The sequence below is a fragment of the Psychrobacter sp. Rd 27.2 genome (genome assembly GCF_001921755.1).
GTDB classification, from domain to species: domain Bacteria; phylum Pseudomonadota; class Gammaproteobacteria; order Pseudomonadales; family Moraxellaceae; genus Psychrobacter; species Psychrobacter celer.
The window spans coordinates 1-400 of record NZ_MRYB01000099.1; the positions used below are offsets into that span (position 1 = coordinate 1).

Sequence of the window (400 nt, forward strand, 5' to 3'; positions counted from 1 at the left end):
GACTAAAAGAGCGCGATATAGCGCCAAACGCTGAAATAAGACAAATCGTTTATGACTTATTTGAAACCATCGACAATATGAGCTTAGGCGACTTCATCAAGTATGGTGCAAACCCGATTGATGACTACCACAAGCGACCTTACTATCGTTTCACTGATGACGCTTATAAAAAGTTTATGAGTTGGTACGATGAAAACAAAGCAAAAGCTGATGAGTGTGAGCATAGTGTGATGGCTGAGCATATGACTAAATATCCTAAAACCGTAGCATCATTAGCGCTTATATTTCATTTAGTCGATTGCATCGAACATGACGCGTCATTAGGCGCAGTCAGTATAACAGCGCTTAATGCAGCTCTAGCATGGCATGACATGTTAGAAACTCACATGATACGCATTTA

General features: G+C 40.2%; 1 protein-coding gene. It reads left to right on the forward strand.

Annotated elements, in window-relative coordinates; all coding sequences use genetic code 11:
- Positions 1-77 precede the first annotated feature (77 nt).
- A partial coding sequence (locus BTV99_RS12765; RefSeq protein WP_178377980.1) for a DUF3987 domain-containing protein occupies positions 78-400 on the forward strand: 323 nt, incomplete at its 3' end.